Annotated in this window: 20 protein-coding genes; 9 read left to right on the top strand and 11 right to left on the bottom strand. The window is 62.5% G+C overall.

Annotated elements, in window-relative coordinates; genetic code table 11:
- From ATY78_RS07880 to ATY78_RS07890, 3 genes are read left to right on the top strand one after another with little or no spacing between them, the layout of a single operon-like run.
- Nucleotides 1–852, top strand: a complete 852-nt coding sequence (locus ATY78_RS07880; protein ID WP_088681787.1) for an ABC transporter permease — start codon at nt 1–3, stop codon at nt 850–852.
- A 39-nt stretch (nt 853–891) separates the two neighbouring features.
- Nucleotides 892–1,875: an ABC transporter substrate-binding protein gene (locus ATY78_RS07885; protein WP_088681788.1), complete on the top strand. Its 984-nt coding sequence runs from the start codon at nt 892–894 to the stop codon at nt 1,873–1,875.
- 9 nt (nt 1,876–1,884) lie between these two features.
- Nucleotides 1,885–2,655, top strand: a complete 771-nt coding sequence (locus tag ATY78_RS07890; protein ID WP_088681789.1) for an ABC transporter ATP-binding protein — start codon at nt 1,885–1,887, stop codon at nt 2,653–2,655.
- Nucleotides 2,656–2,693: 38 nt separating this feature from the next.
- Here the strand turns inward: ATY78_RS07890 and ATY78_RS07895 are convergent, their stop codons facing one another.
- The 3 genes from ATY78_RS07895 to ATY78_RS07905 form a co-directional block, all read right to left on the bottom strand.
- Nucleotides 2,694–3,116 (bottom strand): type II toxin-antitoxin system VapC family toxin, encoded by a 423-nt coding sequence (locus ATY78_RS07895; protein WP_088681790.1) that lies wholly within the window; start codon nt 3,114–3,116, stop codon nt 2,694–2,696.
- Complete coding sequence (locus ATY78_RS07900; RefSeq protein WP_088681791.1) at nt 3,113–3,379, bottom strand: type II toxin-antitoxin system prevent-host-death family antitoxin; 267 nt, start codon at nt 3,377–3,379, stop codon at nt 3,113–3,115. The genes ATY78_RS07895 and ATY78_RS07900 overlap by 4 nt, the downstream gene beginning before the upstream one ends.
- Before the next feature lie 93 nt (nt 3,380–3,472).
- Nucleotides 3,473–5,287 (bottom strand): chloride channel protein, encoded by a 1,815-nt coding sequence (locus ATY78_RS07905; protein ID WP_088681792.1) that lies wholly within the window; start codon nt 5,285–5,287, stop codon nt 3,473–3,475.
- 212 nt (nt 5,288–5,499) lie between these two features.
- On the opposite strand from ATY78_RS07905, the gene ATY78_RS07910 reads away from it, so the two are divergent.
- The gene (locus tag ATY78_RS07910; RefSeq protein ID WP_088681793.1) at nt 5,500–5,934 is read left to right on the top strand and encodes a helix-turn-helix domain-containing protein; all 435 of its coding nucleotides are present in this window, start codon (nt 5,500–5,502) and stop codon (nt 5,932–5,934) included.
- 18 nt (nt 5,935–5,952) lie between these two features.
- Here ATY78_RS07910 and ATY78_RS07915 read toward each other — a convergent pair whose 3' ends face one another.
- From ATY78_RS07915 to ATY78_RS07950, 8 genes are all read right to left on the bottom strand, one after another.
- A complete protein-coding gene (locus tag ATY78_RS07915; RefSeq protein ID WP_088681794.1) occupies nt 5,953–6,741 on the bottom strand; it encodes an ABC transporter ATP-binding protein in 789 nt (262 codons plus the stop codon).
- Nucleotides 6,738–7,790, bottom strand: coding sequence for an iron ABC transporter permease (locus ATY78_RS07920; RefSeq protein ID WP_088681795.1), 1,053 nt, complete (start codon nt 7,788–7,790; stop codon nt 6,738–6,740). The genes ATY78_RS07915 and ATY78_RS07920 overlap by 4 nt, the downstream gene beginning before the upstream one ends.
- Nucleotides 7,791–7,859: 69 nt before the next feature.
- A complete protein-coding gene (locus ATY78_RS07925; RefSeq protein WP_088681796.1) occupies nt 7,860–8,978 on the bottom strand; it encodes an ABC transporter substrate-binding protein in 1,119 nt (372 codons plus the stop codon).
- A gap of 175 nt (nt 8,979–9,153) precedes the next feature.
- A complete protein-coding gene (locus ATY78_RS07930; RefSeq protein ID WP_088681797.1) occupies nt 9,154–10,062 on the bottom strand; it encodes a homocysteine S-methyltransferase family protein in 909 nt (302 codons plus the stop codon).
- 77 nt (nt 10,063–10,139) lie between these two features.
- A complete protein-coding gene (locus ATY78_RS07935) occupies nt 10,140–10,829 on the bottom strand; it encodes an ABC transporter permease (protein WP_088681798.1) in 690 nt (229 codons plus the stop codon).
- A gap of 12 nt (nt 10,830–10,841) precedes the next feature.
- Nucleotides 10,842–11,567, bottom strand: coding sequence for an ABC transporter permease subunit (locus tag ATY78_RS07940; RefSeq protein WP_088681799.1), 726 nt, complete (start codon nt 11,565–11,567; stop codon nt 10,842–10,844).
- Nucleotides 11,568–11,576: 9 nt separating this feature from the next.
- Nucleotides 11,577–12,350 (bottom strand): transporter substrate-binding domain-containing protein, encoded by a 774-nt coding sequence (locus ATY78_RS07945; protein ID WP_088681800.1) that lies wholly within the window; start codon nt 12,348–12,350, stop codon nt 11,577–11,579.
- 46 nt (nt 12,351–12,396) lie between these two features.
- Complete coding sequence (locus tag ATY78_RS07950) at nt 12,397–13,176, bottom strand: ATP-binding cassette domain-containing protein (RefSeq protein ID WP_088681801.1); 780 nt, start codon at nt 13,174–13,176, stop codon at nt 12,397–12,399.
- A gap of 163 nt (nt 13,177–13,339) precedes the next feature.
- Between ATY78_RS07950 and ATY78_RS07955 the strand changes: the two genes are divergently transcribed.
- The 5 genes from ATY78_RS07955 (at nt 13,340) to mctP (ending at nt 17,853) form a co-directional block, all read left to right on the top strand.
- Nucleotides 13,340–13,804: an Lrp/AsnC family transcriptional regulator gene (locus tag ATY78_RS07955; protein WP_088681802.1), complete on the top strand. Its 465-nt coding sequence runs from the start codon at nt 13,340–13,342 to the stop codon at nt 13,802–13,804.
- An 87-nt stretch (nt 13,805–13,891) separates the two neighbouring features.
- Complete coding sequence (locus ATY78_RS07960; RefSeq protein ID WP_088681803.1) at nt 13,892–15,277, top strand: cache domain-containing protein; 1,386 nt, start codon at nt 13,892–13,894, stop codon at nt 15,275–15,277.
- Complete coding sequence (locus ATY78_RS07965; protein ID WP_088681804.1) at nt 15,274–15,918, top strand: response regulator transcription factor; 645 nt, start codon at nt 15,274–15,276, stop codon at nt 15,916–15,918. The genes ATY78_RS07960 and ATY78_RS07965 overlap by 4 nt, the downstream gene beginning before the upstream one ends.
- A gap of 272 nt (nt 15,919–16,190) precedes the next feature.
- Complete coding sequence (locus tag ATY78_RS07970) at nt 16,191–16,388, top strand: DUF3311 domain-containing protein (protein WP_088681805.1); 198 nt, start codon at nt 16,191–16,193, stop codon at nt 16,386–16,388.
- Entirely contained in the window at nt 16,378–17,853 is a 1,476-nt protein-coding gene (gene mctP, locus ATY78_RS07975) for a sodium:solute symporter family monocarboxylate transporter (RefSeq protein WP_088681806.1), read from the top strand. Before ATY78_RS07970 ends, mctP begins: the two co-directional genes overlap by 11 nt.
- The last annotated feature ends 236 nt before the right edge of the window (nt 17,854–18,089 follow it).

Consider the following 18,089-nt stretch of genomic DNA (forward strand, 5'->3'; position numbering starts at 1 on the left):
ATGACCTATGAGATCAACCAGGTCCTTCCGAGAAGCTTTGGCCGTCTGAAAAACCGCGAAAGCAATACGCCCAGTTTCGCATCGCATGTGCGCGGGGTGCTCGCATCGCTTCTCCCGCGTTACGGCCTGCTCATCGCCTTTCTCGTGCTGTGGCAGGTGTCGAGCACCCGGGGCTGGGTCAATCCCGCCGTCTTCCCGCCCTTGAACGTGATCCTGTCGGCCCTCTGGACCAACCTTGCCAACGGCGCGCTGCTCGACGACATCGCCATCAGCCTGCAGCGGGCCGGAATCGCCTTCGCCTTTGCCGTCGTGATCGGCATTCCGCTCGGCCTCTTCATGGGCCAGTTTCGGACGGTCGAACAGGCGCTCGATCCGATCCTGCAGCTCTTCCGCCAGACCTCGGCGCTCGCGCTCTACCCGGTCTTCATCCTGCTGCTCGGGCTCGGCGAAACCTCCAAGATCTTCGTCATCTTCTGGGCGACGCTGTTTCCGGTGCTGCTCGCCACGATCGGCGGCGTCAAGGAAGTGGACAAGAAGCTCATCGAGATGGCGCGGACCTACGGCGCCGGACCGCTCACCGTCTTCCGCCGCGTCATCCTGCCGGCCTCCGTGCCTGCGATCTTCGTGGGGCTGCGTCTCTCGGCCACGACTGCGCTTCTCCTGTTGATCGCGGCCGAGATGATCGGCGCCAACAAGGGCATCGGCTTCCAGGTCATGAACGCCCAGTACAATTTCCAGATCCCGCTGATGTTCGCGGCGATCCTGCTGCTCGCCTTCCTCGGCCTTGCCGCCAATGCCCTGCTCGTTCTCCTGCAGCGCCGTCTCTGCCGCTGGTCTCAGCCGAGTGCCTGACCCGCTTCCTCCAATTTTCTTCTTCCGAAAGGACATCCCATGACATTCCATCCCCGCAACCTTCTCCTGCCGGCCGTGATCGCTCTCGGTCTCGCCACGCCGGCCGCAGCCGCCGACGCCGTGAAGCTGCGCTACCTCGCCAGCCAAGGCGGCCTTGCCGCCCATGAACTGGCCGATGCACTCGGATATTTCAAGGACACAGGCATCACGCTTGAGAATGTCGGCTACGCCCAGGGCGGACCGGCCTCCCTCATCGCTCTCGCATCCGGCGATGTCGAGATCGGCAGCGCCGCCACCTCCGCCGTGCTGAATTCGATCATCGGCGGCAACGCCTTCGTCGCCGCCTATCCGTCGAACGGCATCAATGACGAGGTGCAGTCGACCTTCTACGTGCTCGAAGACAGCCCGATCAAAACAATCAAGGACATTGCCGGCAAGAGCATCGCGGTCAACACGCTCGGCGCTCATCTCGACTACACCATCCGCGAGGCCCTGCATTCCGTCGGCCTGCCGAGCGACTCCGCCAATCAGGTCGTCGTTCCCGGCCCGCAGCTCGAGCAGGTGCTGCGTTCCAAGCAGGTCGATATTGCCGCCTTCGGCTATTGGCAGACGACCTTTGAGGGTGCGGCGCTGAAGAACGGCGGTCTTCGTCCCGTTTTCGACGATACCGACGTGCTCGGCGACATCGCCGGCGGCTTCGTGGTCCTGCGCCGCGATTTCATACAGCAGCATCCGGAAGCCTCGAAAATCTTCGTCGAGCAGTCGGCCCGCGCCCTCGACTATGCACGCGAACATCCTGAGGAAACCAAGAAGATCCTGGCCAAGGCGCTTGCTGAGCGTGGTGAGAACCCTGATATCGCACAATATTTCCGCGGTTACGGCGTGCGCGCCGGCGGCCTGCCGGTCGAACGCGACATTCAGTTCTGGATCGACGTGCTCGTTCGCGAGGGCAAGCTGAAGGAAGGCCAACTGGCGGCCAAGAACATTCTCTTTACCGCCGACGCCAAGCCGGCAAGCAATTGAGGAACCGTGATGAGCGTCGCTGAGGACATTCGCCGCGGAGAGGTGACGATCCGTCACCTCTCCAAATCCTACAGACTGAACGGCACCCCCCTGCAGGTTCTCAAGGATATCAATCTCAACATCCGCTCCGGCGAAAGCCTCGCCATCGTCGGCGCCAGCGGTTCGGGCAAGACGACCCTGCTCAGGGTTCTGGCCGGGCTCGAGGAATCCGATACCGGCGAAGTACTCGTCGACGGCAAGGCTATAAAAGGTGTGGGCGCGGAGCGCGCCGTCATCTTCCAGGAGCCGCGTCTTCTTCCCTGGCTCACGGTGCTCGACAACGTGGCCTTCGGGCTGGAAACGCGGGGGCTGTCCCGCGAGCAGGCGAGGAACCGGGCGCGTCACTACGTCAAGCTCGTCGGCCTGCAGCAATTCGAAGCGGCCTATCCCCGGCAGCTCTCGGGCGGCATGGCGCAGCGTGTCGGCATCGCCCGGGCGCTTGCCGTCCAGCCCGAAATCCTGCTGCTCGACGAACCGCTCGGCGCGCTCGACGCGATGACCAAGATCGGCATGCAGCAGGAACTCGCACGGATCTGGCGCGATGAGGATGTGACGACCATTCTCGTCACACATGATCTCGAAGAGGCGATCTATCTTGCCGACCGGATCCTGATCCTGCCGCGGGAAAAGGGAGCCGCGCCGCGCCTGATCGAAATCGATCTGCCACGTCCCCGCGATCGCAGCGCGCCGGAATTCGTCCGGCACCGCGAGGAACTGCTGAACCTGTTCGGACTGCACTGAAAGCTGCGGCTCCGTCCGTTCTGCAGGCCGGAGACATTTCACCCGGCCCAGGGATCGATCAGTTTGATCCCGAAGCCCTCGAAATCTCTGCTGTTGCGCGTCGCAAGGCTGAGATGGTGAGCAATCGCGGTGGCCGCGATCAGGCCGTCCATTGACGACAGGCCGCGGCCTCTCCGTCTTGCATCGCCCATAAGGTCTCCCCAGGCCAAGGCAACCGGTTCATCCACCGGAATGATGCGATGCTCGAAGCGTTGCGTCAGGTCGTGGGCAAGCCATTCGGCCAGCGCGTCGCGTTTGCGTCCCTTGTCCATCAGCGCAACACCGCGCCGGATCTCCGCGATCGACACGATGCTGATGAAGGAGCGATCCTCATCAAGCCTGTCCAACCATTCCAGGACGCTTGCATCAGGGTTCGGCCTGGTCACTTCGGACAGGACGCTGGTGTCCAGCAGAAGCCTCACAGTTCAGGATCGCGTGGTTCGTCGCGTTGCCGCTCGAGGTCCAGCTCGGCGCCGCGTAAGGGCGATTCCATCAGAAATTCGGCAAGCGTCCCCTTGCGGGCGGTTTTGCGCTGCCATTCCTCCACAGAGACGACGACGACGCTCGGCTTGCCGTTGCGTGTGATTGTCTGTGGCGTGGATTGCGCGCGTTCGATGACCTCGGAAAGCTTCGCCTTTGCGCTGGCAACGGTCCAGCTTTCATCGACTTGCGGTGACGGCTGCATCGCGCATCTCCTGACCAGAATGACTATAATGACTATATAGGCCGAGACTGGGTGAATGGCAAGCAGCCGTCATCGGTTAGCTTGCGTGGGCGATTATGAAGGCCTGCTCCTCGCTCCGGCCGTCAGATAGGGCCGCCGATCCAGTTCCGCCGACCGGTAGGAACTGCGCAGCCGCAGCAGATCCTTGCGGGCGATCAGGCCGCACAGCTTACCCGACGCCGGATCGACGATCGGAATGCGGCCGCTGCCCGTCGACAGCATCAGGTCGGCGATGAAGGCGACCGTATCGTCAGGGTGCCCCACGGGAACCGAGTCGTCGGTGACGTTTTCCGCAAGCGTCTGGGTCGCCAACTCCGTTTTTCCCTGCCAGAGCAGGGCGTCGGCCCTCGATACGATGCCGGCCAATTTACCTGCGGCATCGACCAGCGGATAGATCCGGTGCGTCTTCTCTCGCGAGGCGAAGAAATCGCAAGCCTCGCCGACCGTCATGGTGACCGGAAGCGTGTCGACGTCGCCGATCATGATCTCCCTGGCCCGGGAGAGTTCGAACGGATCGACGCCATATTCGCGGGTGATGTGCTGGCCACGGCGCGCGATCTTCTCGGTGAGGATCGAGCGGCGCAGCAGAAGCACGGTCACGGCATAGGCAACCACCGTTGCGGCGAGCAGGGGAACGAGCGTGCTGACGTCGCCGGTGATCTCCATGGCGAAGAAAGTCCCGGTCAGCGGCGCGCGCATGGTTCCACCCATCATGGCGGCCATTCCGAGCAGCGCCCAGAAGCCGGGATCGTTGCCCGGCATGACGATCCCGACCAGCCATCCGAGCGCGCCGCCGAAGATGAGAAGAGGAGCGAGCACGCCGCCCGAAGTGCCCGACGACAGCGCAAACAGCCAGATAACCGTCTTCACCAGCAGGATCGACATGACAGCCGGCGCAAGCAGCCGGTTGTTGAGCAGACCGTCGATGATGTCGTAGCCGACGCCCATGGCTCGTGGTTCGATCAGGCCACCGAGACCGATGACGAGACCGCCGAGCGCCGGCCACCACATCCAATGGATCGGCAGGGCTTCGAACAGGTCTTCGATCCTGTAGAGCAGCGTCGTCAGCAGTCCCGATTGCAGCCCTGAAATGATGCCCATCGCCGCGCAGGCGAAAATTCCCCACCAGGGCAAAGCCACCTGGAAATGGGTCGGGAACAGCGGCCCGACGCCGAATAGCAGCGGACGCCAGCAGATCGACACGCAGGCGGCAACGGCGACGGGAATGAAGCTGCGCGGCTTCCATTCGAACAGCAGAAGTTCGACCGCCAGCATGACCGCGGCGATTGGCGAGCCGAAGATCGCCGTCATGCCCGCGGCCGCACCCGCGACGAGCAGTGTCTTCCGCTCGGCCGCGCTCATGTGAAAGAATTGCGCGAAAAGCGATCCGATCGCGCCGCCCGTCATGATGATCGGCCCTTCGGCGCCGAACGGGCCGCCCGTTCCGATGGAAATTGCCGAGGACAGCGGCTTCAGGACCGCGACCTTCGGCGACATCCGGCTGCCGCCGATCAGGATGGCCTCGATGGCCTCGGGAATGCCGTGGCCGCGGATCTTCTCCGACCCGAAGCGGGCCATCAGTCCGATGACGAGGCCACCGAGCGGCGGCACCAGCACCACCCACAGCGAACGTGGCACGCTGGCCAGCGAAGCAGGCTCGATGCCGATCTGGCCGAACCAGATGACGTTCGTCACCAGTGCGATGAGGCTGACGAGACACCAGGCCGCAAAGGCGCCGGCCGAGCCGATGATGATGGACATGCCGATCAGGACGAGGACCCGCCTGTCGGTGGTGAAATCCCCGGCCTCACGCCGGGAAAGGCCGCCCGTGAAATCGTGCGGCCGGTTACTGGGTTGATGCTGCGCCATGGAAGCCTCTGCTACGCGGAATGGGTATGCTTGAGTGGCGTAATTATATCGTAATACGATATAAATCAATGGATGAAAACATGGAGACGGAAATGTCTCGGAACACGCCTCACTTGACCGGCCGGCGGCTGCCCATTTATTCGAGATCAAGGAATAAATGCCGCGATTGCAGTGACTTCACCCAAGTGGCGCAGGCGCAGAGGAGAATGAGTTTGAAGAAGTCCGCGCCGCCGCTGAGACAGGAAGACTACGAGGCGCTCGCCGACCTCCGCTTCGCGCTTCGCCAGTTCATGGATTTCAGCGCCTCCGCCGCACAGTCGGAAGGGCTGCCGCCGCAACAGCATCAGGCGCTGCTGGCGATCAAGGGGCAACGCGGCGATGCCATGACCATCGGCATGCTGGCCGAACGGCTCATCATCGCGCCCCATACGGCGACTGAGCTCGTCGGGCGGCTGTCGGACGCGGGGCTCGTCGAACGTCATACCGATCCCACGGACAGGCGCCGCCAGACGCTTGCCCTGACCGAGAAGGCGGACGAGCTTCTGACGAGACTGAGCGCCGTCCATCTCTCGGAAATCAGGGTGATGGCCCCGAAGCTGATCAAGCTTCTCCTCGAGCTTCAGAAGACGGCGCCGAAGGCCGAATGAATCGATCCGCCGCGCGGCTCACAAACTCTCGGCGACCAGCGGCTGGATGACGGGCTGGCCGCGCCGGTCGCGCAAGACCTCGACGTCCACGCCGTAAGTCTCGGCAATGAGCGACGGCGTCACGATCGATTGCGGATGTCCGCTCGCCTTCATCGCGCCGTTCGCGATCACCAACAGATTGTCCGCATATTGGCAGGCGAGATTGAGATCGTGCAGCACGACCATCGTTATCCAGCCGTTGGCGCGCGTTTCCCGGCGCACCACATCGAGCAAGGCGAGTTGATGCTTGAGATCCAGCGCGCTGACCGGCTCGTCCAGCAGCATCACCCTCGGCTCGCGCATCAGCACTTGCGCAAACAGCGCCATCTGCCTTTGCCCGCCGCTCAGCGAAGCGATGTCGCGGCCGGCGAGATGGGCGATGCCGGCCTGCGTCAGACGCGTCATCGCAATGTCGAGCGTCTCGTCGTCGATGTGCAGCGAGAGCCGGCCCAGCCGACCGAGAACCACGACTTCGAGAACGGTGAGAGCAATATCGGTGGCAGTGTCCTGCGGCATATAGGCGAAGCTCTCACGCCACATCTTCAGCGCCCGCCCGCTCGTCCGCCCGGTGGAAAGACTTTCGCGGCCGAGCGTGAGCCTGCCATCGGCGAGCGGCAGGTCGCCGAAAAGCGCGCGCAGAAGCGTGGTCTTGCCGGTGCCGTTGGGACCGATGACGGCATGAATCTTTCCAGCTTCCAGGCAGGTGTCGATACCGGAAACGATCCTCTGCCCGCCGCGCTCGATGGCGATGTTTTCAAGGCGGATCATGCGCCTGCTTTCCTCGGCGAAAAGATCAGCCACAGCAGGAACGGCACACCGACGATGGCGGTGACGATGCCGACGGGAAAGAGCGCGCCCGGTATGATCGACTTCGAGACGACCGAAGCCGCCGACAGCATCAGCGCACCGCTGACGACAGACATCGGCAGGAAGAAGCGCTGATCCTCGCCCACCGTCATGCGGGCGATGTGGGGAGCAACGAGACCGATGAAGCCGATCACGCCGACGAAGCTGGTCGCCGTCGCGGTCATGACCGCAACGATGACGAGGACCTTCATGCGAAGCAGCCGGACGTTGACGCCGAGGCTCGCGGCCCGCATCTCGCCCATGCGCAAGGCCGCCAGTTTCCAGGAATCCGCCATCAGCAAGGCGCAACAGATGAACGTCACCGCTGCGGTCAAACCAAGCGTCGGCCAGGTCGCTTTCGTCAGGCTGCCGAACAGCCAGAACAATATCTGCTGCGACAGCTCCGGCGAGGAGAGGAACTGGATGAGCGACAGAAGTGACTGGAAGAGGAACAGAAGGGCGATGCCACCGAGAATGATGGTTTCGGCCGTCATGCGGCGCATCGAAGCGAGCGTGAAGAGAAAGAGCGCCGCCAGCATGGAGAAGACGAAAGCGCCGAGTGGCACGGCGATCATCGCATCGAGGCCGAAGCCGCCGAGCGCCAGGACGAGGGCTGCCCCGAACCCTGCAGCCGCCGCCATGCCGAGCGTATAGGGGCTCGCCATCGGGTTGTTCAGAAGCGTCTGCATCTGCGCGCCTCCGGCCCCAAGTGCTGCGCCGACCGCAAGCGCCATCAGCGCCATCGGCAGGCGCAGACCGCGAACGATGGCGTCAGTCATGGCCGCCCGCTCGCCGAGCCCTGTCAGCGAGCGCACCACTTCGGCCGGCGACAGCAGCGACGGACCCGTCGCAATATCGAGAACGAGGCATACCGCCATCAGGAGCACGAAAATCAGAAGGTTGCGCCAGCGCCTGCGCTCACGCAGCCTGTGCGCGCCGATCGCTTCGGCATTGCTGGCGGTCACTGTCATGGGAAACCCTGTCTCGACGGGAAACGAGCGCCATGGCTATGGCGCCCGCAGAAGATGGACGGATCGGGATCAGCCTTTGACGGCGATGGCGAAGGTGCCCTCCGGAACCACCGGCAGATACTTCTTGTAGTAGCCGAGGTAGTCGGCGACGGGATCGACGTCCTTGAACTGCTCGGGATAGAGCTGCTTGGCGATATACTGCACCATGGCGAAATCCGAGAGCGTGCGGGACGCGCCCTGATAGACGCCGAAGAGATGGCCGTCCTTGACCGCCGGCAATTCGCTCCAGCCCTGGCGGGTTTCGAACGCCTTGAGCTTTTCGCGGGCCTCGTCGGCCTTCACGCCCTGGCCCATCGGCAAGGCCGTCTCGCTCTTGTTGTTCTCACGGCCGGAGATGAAGATGGCATCGGGCTTGGACGCCAGCACCTGCTCCGGATTGATCGGACCCCACCATTCCACGAAGGGCGCAGCGATATTGTCGCCGCCCGCCGCGGTGGACATGGCGCCCCACATGTTCTTGCCGTAGGTGAAGGAATATTCCGCCGGTCCCTTGTTGCCGAATTCGACATAGACCTTCGGCTTCGGCTTGCCCGATGCGGCGATGCGGTCGGCGACGTCCTTCAGGGCGCCGGCGTAGAAATCGGCAATCTCCTTGCCGCGCGCATCCTGGCCGGTCAGCTGCCCGAAAAGCAGCGTCGAAGCGACATGGCGCTCGACCGTCTGGGCGTTGTAATCGACGACGACAACCGGAATCCCGTGCTCTTCCAAGCGATGGGCGTCCTGGCCGAGCGCCTGGTACTGCCAGTCCGCGAGGATGACGAGGTCGGGATTGAGGCTCAACACCTTCTCAATGGAAAAGGTCTGCGCTTCCACTTCGCCGACATCGGCGATGTCACCGATCGAAGCGCGGTGGGCAAGATGCATCTTCCAGTTCGCCGGAACCCAGCCTTCCCAGGCTTCGCGGGAAATCCCGACGACCGAGTCGTAAGCCTTCTCGCCGCCGACGGCCATGTAATCCTCGAAATAGAAACCGAGGACCACGCGCTTGGCCGGAAGATCGACCTTCACCTCGCGGCCGATCACATCGGTGATCGTCTTCTGTTCCGCCATGGCGGACGGTGCGAAGAAAACAGCGGAAACAGAAATAAACGAGGCAGCCAGCCAGCCGGCCACGGATCTAGAATTCATAACGACCTTCCATCAGTTAAAATAGGAGATCGAGTTATTAAAGTTGATCAACTAAATCAAGTTATTTATCGATGGGCTTCTTCGCCAGAGGAAACAGGAGCTTACGTGCTGGAAATAACGGCCGGCGTAGAGTGATCGGCGCATGGTGAAGCCGGCCCGTTGCCGGCCTGCCGCGTCAGCCTGAGAGCGTATTCCTGAGGCGATGGATATGGGCCGTGCCGATGCCGCAGCAGCCGCCGATGATCGTGGCACCCGCTTCGGCCCAGGAGCAGGCAAAGCGCGAATAGGCGTCACCGTTCAGGTCGTCGCGGGTATCGTGCAAGCCTTCATTGGCGGCTGCCTCGCCTGTTTCGCCTTCGAAGGCGTTTGCATAGACGCCGATTTCGATGCGAGCATTCCTCTCCCGGAACACGCGTGCCGCCGTTTCGACCGCGCCCTGCATGACCTCGGGCTTGCTGCAATTGAACAGGAAAGCCGCCGCGCCCGAGGAAACCGCCCAGGACGCCGCATCCTCGACGCTCTCGCCGGAGCGAAGTTTCGCTTCGCCGCCCGCGATATCGGCCTCGTCATCCGCCAATGTGAAGGAAATCCAGAACGGCTTGCCCGATGCCGCCACCGCCGCGCGGACAGCCTCGCCCTCGGCGATCAGGCTCAATGTCTCGCCGAGCCATAGGTCGACGAAGGGAGCGAGGTTTTCGACCAGCACCTTGAGATAGTCCTGCACCCGGGAAGGCTGGAAATTCTGCGGTTCGTAGGAGCCGAAGATCGGCGGCAGCGAGCCGGCGACCAGCACCTTCCTGTCGGTCACGGCATCGGCGGCCTCACGCGCCAGGCGACCCGCGAGGCGGATCAATGCCGGCCCCTCCTGCTGAAAGCGGTCTTCGCCAATATGGAAGGGCACGAGCGCATAGCTGTTCGTCGTGATGATCTCGGAGCCGGCGGCGATGAATTCCTGGTGCACCTGCCGCACGATGTCAGGTGAATTCATCAGCGCCAGCGCCGACCATTCCGGCTGCTTCAGTTCGGCGCCCAGCCGCAGAAGCTCGCGGCTCATGCCGCCATCGAGAATTCGCGTTGTGCTCATGAGGTAGTCTCCATTCAGGCTGTCGCGCCGTCACCGGCAGCGGGCTTTTCAAAACAATGCGGCGAGCTTCCGCTGGCCTAGCGGCGAACCGGCACCTGCGCTTCGAGACCTCGAAAGACGCGGGCGATCACGGCGGTCAGGGCGAGATAGAAGAGGGTGACGACGATGAGCGGTTCGTAGACGAGCAGCGTGTCCTGGCGAACCTTGTTGGCGACGGCGTAGAGATCCATCACCGTCACCGTGAAGGCGAGCGGCGTCGCCTTCAGCTGCATGACGATCTCCCCGGCAATGGTCGGCAGGGCGATGCGAATGGCGCGCGGCAGCCAGATGCGGCGGGTCAGCTTCCAGGGCGAGAGGCCAAAAGCCCGGCCGGCTTCGAGTTCACCCTTGGGAACGGCAAGCAGCGCGCCGCGCAGCACCTCGGCCTCATAGGCCGCATAATTCAGCGTGAAACTGACGGAGGCGAAGAAAAAGCCCTCGCGCAGGATCGGCCAGAACAGGCTCTGGCGGATGCCGGGGATCATGGGCAGCAGCGAGCCGACGCCGTAATAGAGGAGCCAAAGCTGGATCAGCAGCGGCGTGCCGCGGAAGAAGGTGCAGTAGCCGCGGGCGAGAAGCCGGGTCAGCCTGCCGCCGCTGACCTGCGCGAAGGCGAGACCGATGGCGATCACGAAACCGAACACCACTGATATGACAAGCAGCGCCACGGTCTGCCAGGCGCCGGTCAGAAGAAGCGGCCAATAGGAGGAGATCCAGGCGAAGCTCATGAGGCGCTTTCTTCAGGCAAGACGCGGCTGACCCCGCCGCACCCGTGCTTCGATCAGTTTGAAGACGACGTTGGAAGCGAGCGTGATGGCGAGATAGAGAAGAGCCGAGGCAAGGAAAAAGACGAAGTAATGTTTGGTGCTTGCCCCGGCGAGACGGGTGGCGAGCGCCAGTTCCTGATAGCCGACGACCGCGACCAGCGCGCTGTCCTTGGTGACCGACATCCACAGATTGGCAAGGCCCGGCAGCGCGTTCGGCAACAGCGCCGGCAGCAGGATGCGGCGAAACCGCAGCACCGGTCCCATGCCGAAAGCCTTGGCGGCCTCGACCTGGCCGATAGGAATGGCAAGGATCGCGCCGCGCAGCACCTCGGTCATATAGGCGCCCTGCACGAAGCCCAGAACGGCGACGGCCGCGACGAAGCCGTTCACCTCTACCGGCGGCAGGTCCAGCGCAGCCAGCAACCGGTTGAGGCCATCGGTGCCCGCATAATAGAGCCCGACGATCAGGATCAGCTCGGGAACGGCGCGAATGACGGTGGTATAGAAATCAAGCAACAGGCGGAGCACTGGATTGCCGGAAAGCTTTCCAAGCGCGCCGCCCGTGCCGAGCAGCAGACCGACGGCGAAAGCGCAGGCCGAGATGGCGACCGTGGAGACCGCACCTGCCAGAAGAACGCCGCCCCATCCCGGAGGATAGGGGGACAGCAGGTCCAGAATGCCTTGATGCGCGGTCGCCATCAGGACTGCTTACTTCGCGCCGTAGATATCGAAATCGAAGTATTTCTTGGTGATCGCGTCGTACTGGCCGTTGGCGCGAACCGCTGATATCGCCTTGTTCAGCTTGGCTTTCAGCTCGGTGTCTTCCTTGCGCAGGCCGCCCGAAACGCCAGCCCCGAGGATCTCCTTGTCGTCGGCGACATCGCCCATATTGGCGCAGCAATCCTTGCCGGCATCACTTTTCAGGAAAGCGTCGAGCGCCAGAGAATCACCGAAGACATAGTCGATGCGGCCGGAAGCGAGGTCCTGGAAAGCCTCATCGAGCGTCTGGTAGGTCTTTTCCTCGGCGGCAGCGGCAAAATACTTCTTGTAATATTCCGACTGGATCGTCGACACCTGGATGCCGATCGTCTTGCCCTTCACGTCCTCGGCAGTGGCGCCCGGCTTCTGGTCCTTGGGACCGATCAGCGTGCTCGGCGTGTTGTAATATTTGTCGGTGAAGTCGATCACCTTCGAGCGTTCCTCGGTGTTCGACATCGAGGACCAGATGACGTCGAACTTCTTGCTCTGGAGAGCCGGAATGAGACCGTCCCACGAAATGTCGACGATCGAGCATTTCTCCTTCATCTCTTCGCAGACGGCGTTCATCAGATCGATTTCCCATCCGTGCCATTCGCCCGAGGCATCCTTGGCGAAGAAGGGCGGATAGGATTCGTTCATGACGCCGAAGCGAACTTCGGCCTGTGCCGTGACCGCGGAAAGCGCAAGTGCCGCGCCGGCAAAGAGCATGGGGAGCAGTTTCATTCGCAGGGTTCTCCTGGTTGGTGTTATCGATGACGGCTTGGGTGCATCAGTGGGTGCTGAGACCGGTGAACTCCCGGCAGCGGGCGCTGACAGGCGCCCCGAATACCTGCTCCGGCGGACCTTCCTCCTCGATCCGGCCCTGGTGCAGGAAGAGGACGCGGCTGGAGACATCGCGGGCGAAACGCATTTCATGCGTGACGATCAGCATCGTCCGGCCTTCTTCGGCGAGATCGCGGATGACTTTGAGGACCTCGCCGACCAGCTCCGGATCGAGCGCCGATGTCGGTTCGTCGAAAAGCATGACGGCGGGATCGATGCAGAGCGCCCTCGCAATCGCCGCGCGCTGCTGCTGGCCGCCGGAGAGAAAAGCCGGATAGGCGTCGCGCTTGTCGAAAAGCCCGACCTTGTGGAGCAGGGCCTCGGCCTTTTCGATCGCCTCGCACCTGGGAATGCCCATGACATGCACTGGCGCCTCGATGACGTTTTCCAGCACGGTGCGATGGGCCCAGAGGTTGAAGCTCTGGAAGACCATGCCAAGTCCGGTCCGCAGCCGTTCGATCTGCCGCCAGCTGCGCGGCTGCAGCCGCCCGCCGCGGCCTGGTTTCAGCGCGATCTCCTCGCCGTTCACGGCAATGCGGCCGTGATCGGGCGTTTCCAGAAAATTGATGCATCTGAGAAAGGTGCTCTTGCCAGAACCCGACGAGCCGATAATGGAGATCACATCCGACTTGTGGGCCTCGGTCGAGATACCCTTGAGAACCTGTTGCGAGCCGAAGCTTTTATGGAGATCTTCGACGCGAAGAGCAGGAAAGGGTTGATCCGACATGCATGGGTCCGGCTGAACTGAATTTGCAAAGGATAATGATAAAAGAACGCGGTTTTTTCGCGCAATTTTTATCTCTTCTGCATAATTTGTGCAAAATAATCTTCTTCACGCGGCGAATGCAGCAGAACGCGTGAAATGCTGCGGCAAGAATTAGGACTGGACAATGGAACAATTGGATCGTTTTGACCGTGACATACTCGATATCGTTCAGCGCGACTGCCAGCTGAAGGCTGAAACGATTGCCGAGCGGGTCGGACTATCGGTCTCGGCCGTGCAGCGGCGGTTGAAGCGGTTGCGCGAGGAGGGGATCATCAAGGCGGAGGTCGCCGTCCTCGACCGAAAGGCGACGGGAACGTCGATGGTCTTCATCGTCGGGATGGAGATCGAGCGGGATAATTACGATGCGCTGGCGAAGTTTCGTGTCTGGGCGGAGAAGCAGGACCATATCCAGCAGGTCTATTACGTCACGGGCGCCGTCGACCTGATCGCGATCGTCACGGCCCGCGATGTCGAGCACTATGACGACATCGCCGCCCTGATCATGGCGGAAAATCCCCAAATCCGCCGCATGCACACCAATGTCGTGCTGCGGGACGTCAAGCTCGGCCTGTTCGTGCCGCTCGAATGACACTGGTCCGGCCGCACCGACAAGCGGCTGGACTCGCATTGGACAAAGCGCATAATTCCGGGCGCAGATCCCAGGGAGGAACGATCGTTGACGTTACGACACCAGATCATCGCATTGGCGATCGTCCCGCTCGTCATTTCGATCCTTGCGATCACCACCTTCATCACCTGGCAATCGGCAAATCTCGCCAAGAACAGCATCGACACGTTCGAACAGAACATGCTGAAGACCAAGGAAGGCGAAATCCTCAACCTGACCAACCTTGCCTTGTCCGCCATCCAAACGATCTATGACAAGGCCGGCCCCGACGACGAAGCCGCCAAGCAGCAGGTGGCCGCGATCCTCACCTCGCTCGACTACGGCAGGGATGGCTATTTCTTCGTCTACGACTATGACGGCAATAATATCGTCCATCCGCGCCAGAGCTTCCGGCATGGGCAAAATTGGCTCGACCTCACGGATCCGGATGGCGACAAAGTGATTGCCGAACTGATCGCCACGGCAAAGGCCGGCGGCGGCCTGCATCAGTACAAATGGCAGAAGCCTTCCACCGGCCAGATCGCCGACAAGCTCTCCTTCGTCGTCAGCCTCGACAAGTGGCACTGGGTCGTGGGAACCGGCGTCTATCTGGACGACGTCTTTGCCCAGAGCGCGGCCGCCAACGCCGTGATGCGCGCCAACATCAGACGCACCTTCGTCATCGTCGCACTGATCGCCGTGCCATCGGTGCTCGTCGTTTTCACGACCTGCATGCTCCTGACCTTCCATGAGCGCCGCATGGCCGACAGCCGGCTCAAGGAGCTGACGCAGCGGGTCATCGACACCCAGGAAGAGGAGCGCACGCGGCTGGCGCGCGAACTGCATGACGGCATCTCGCAGACCCTTCTCGGCGTGCGCTATGCAATGGACCTCGCCGGCCGTAAGGTCAGGACCAATGTCGACGAGGCGGCGCTGACCATCGAGCGCGGCGTCGAGGCGCTGAACGGCGCCATCAAGGAAATACGGCTGCTCTCGCACGATCTGCGCCCCCGCGTGCTCGACGATCTCGGTCTGACCGCCGCGCTGGAGGCGCTCTGTCATCACTTTGCCGAGCGGACGGGGATCGAGACTGATATCGACGCCTCGGGCTTCACCGGCATGCTGAAGGCGGAAGCCAGCACGGCCCTTTATCGTGTCGCCCAGGAGGCTTTCAACAATGTCGAGCGGCACTCGGGCGCTTCGAAGCTTTCGGTCAAGCTGTGGAGCGACGGCGGCCGCGCCCGCATGACGATTTCGGACAATGGCACAGGCTTCGACGGCAGCAAGGATAGCGCATCCGGCGGATCGGGTCTCGGCCTGCGCAACATGCAGGAGCGGATGGCCCACTTCCGCGGGCTGCTGCTCATCAACAGCAGCGAAGCCGGCACGACGCTGACGGCGATGATGCCGCGGTCGGCCAATCTTCCCGCCGGCAAGCAGGCGGAAGCCGCATGAACGAACGCCCGAAAATCAGGGTTCTCCTGATCGACAACCATCCGCTGGTGCTGGACGGTTTGAAGGCCGTGCTCGAGACCTTCGACCATATCGAAGTCGCAGGCACCGCCGGGCTTGCGCAAACGGGTCTCGACATCGCCCGGCAGATCCAGCCGCAGGTGGTGCTGATGGATATCAACATGCCGAAACTCAGCGGCATCGATGCGATCGAGCTGTTCCGGAACGAACTTCCGCAGACCCGCGTCGTGATGCTCTCCATGCATGACAGCCGCGAGTATATTTCCTCCTCGGTCTTGCATGGCGCAGCCGGCTACGTGCTCAAAGACGTCTCGACGGACGAGATCGTCGCGGCCATCGAGACCGTGGCCGATGGAGGCACCTATTTTTCCTCCGGTGTCTTCGATGCGCTGATGGGCGAACGGGTGGAGGAGGGGAGCGATCCGCTGACGCCGCGCGAACGCGACATCCTCGGACTGATCGTTGCCGGCAGGAGCAACCGGGAGATCGCCGAAGCGCTCGGCATCACCCCCGCCACGGCGGAAACGCATCGCAAGAACCTCAAGAAGAAGCTCGGCATCGCAACGACGGCTGGCCTCATCCGCTATGCGCTGGATCACGGCATCGTCTCCAAAGTGGGGTGAATTCCGGTCTACCCACTTCTGGGTAGGCCCCGGCATTTCAGCCTGACACCCATCTTGTGAGGGCAAAACCGACGTCCTAGGACTCCATCCACGGCTGGCCGAGGGTGAGCCGTTGGGAGGAATTCACATGCGTTACATCAGCTTCCGATTAGTCGGAAAACCTCGAGCGACCCCAACAGGGCCTGCCGCGGCCGCCGGCTGACAGACCTGCCTTCCACGCCGACAACTGGAACATGGCGACCGCCGCCCGCGGCGCCTGAAAGGTATCCGACATGGAAAAACCACGTAGCAAGGCAGCGCTCTGGCTGCTGATCATTCCGTTCATAGGTCTGCTCTGGCCGCCATTCTACAATCTTCGCGAACCGTCGCTTTTCGGCTTTCCCTTCTTTTACTGGTATCAGCTTCTGTGGGTGCCGATCACCGCAACGCTGACCTGGATCGCCTATCGGAGCACCCGCCATGACGACTGACATCAACGGCACGGCACTGGCCGTCTTCATCTTCTTTTTCGCCCTCGTCACCGTCATGGGCTTCGTCGCCAGCCGCTGGCGCAAGCCCGAGACACTCGCCCATATCGATGAATGGGGTCTCGGCGGGCGCAACTTCGGCACCTGGATCACCTGGTTCCTCGTCGGCGGCGATTTCTACACCGCCTATACCGTGATCGCCGTCCCGGCGCTGGTCTATACGGTCGGCGCCTACGGCTTCTTCGCGCTGCCCTACACCATCGTCGTCTATCCCTTCGTCTTCATGGTCATGCCGGTTCTGTGGAAACGCGCCAAGGATTTCGGCTATGTGACGGCCGCCGACGTCGTGCACGGCCAATACGGATCTCGCGGCCTCGAACTTGCGGTCGCGGCAACCGGCGTCATCGCCACCATGCCTTATATCGCTCTCCAGCTCGTCGGCATGACGGCGGTCCTGAAGGCGCTCGGGCTGCATGGCGAACTGCCGCTCGCGATCGCCTTCATCGTGCTGGCGCTCTATACCTACTCGGCGGGCCTGCGCGCCCCGGCCCTGATCGCCTTCGTCAAGGACATCATGATCTATATCGTGGTGATCGCAGCCGTCGCGCTCATCCCGTCGAAGCTCGGGGGCTATGCGAATGTCTTCGCCTCGGCCGATGCGGCCTTCCAGGCCAAGGGCTCCGGCAGCCTGCTGCTCGGCGGCAATCAGTATGTCGCCTATGCCACGCTCGCTCTCGGTTCGGCGCTCGCGGCCTTCATGTATCCGCATACGCTGACGGGCATCTTCGCCTCCAACAGTGGCAAGACGATCCGCAAGAATGCGATCATGCTGCCCGCCTATACGCTGCTGCTCGGCCTCCTGGCGCTGCTCGGCTATATGGGCCATGCCGCCAACCTGAAGCTCGACAGCGCCAACGACGTCGTTCCCACGCTGTTCAAGACGCTGTTTTCAGGCTGGTTCTCCGGCTTCGCCTTTGCGGCGATCGCGATCGGCGCACTGGTGCCGGCGGCAGTGATGAGCATTGGCGCCGCCAATCTCTTCACCCGCAATTTCTGGAAAGCCTATGTCGATCCCAAAGTCAGCGATGCGGGCGAGGCCAAGGTCGCGAAGGTGACGTCGCTGGTGGTGAAGGTCGGTGCACTTCTGGTCATCATCTTCCTGCCGACGCAGTTCGCACTCGACCTGCAGCTGCTCGGCGGCATCTGGATCCTGCAGACGCTTCCGGCCCTGGTCTTCGGCCTCTATACCAACTGGTTCCGTGCACCCGGTCTGCTTGCCGGCTGGTTCGTCGGCTTCTGCGGCGGCACCTACCTCGTCTGGGATGCCGGCTGGAAGCCCCTGCACCTGATCAGCCTCGGCGGCGAACCTTTCACCGTCTATACCGGCCTGCTGGCGCTTGCGGCAAACATCGTCGTCGCGGTCGCAGTCAGCGCCGTGCTTCCGGCCAGGGCGCCGGCACGCGCATAGTTTGAAAATGCGAAGGGCAGCAAATGCTGCCCTTCGCCGTAAGCGCAGGTTCCTTTCAGAACCGCCGCAGCCCTGGAGAGATAAGTTCGGCTGCGGAATGCCCGGTATCTCGACGAGAATGACGAGCCGACCGCTTTAAATCGCCGGACAATCCCCGCGTTTCCCTTGCTTCGTCGGCTATGATCCCCGCAACACTGCCGGGGCCGCCCGTCCCATTTTTTCTGCAGGACAGCATT

The organism is Rhizobium sp. R635 (genome assembly GCF_002211285.1).
Lineage (GTDB): Bacteria > Pseudomonadota > Alphaproteobacteria > Rhizobiales > Rhizobiaceae > Rhizobium.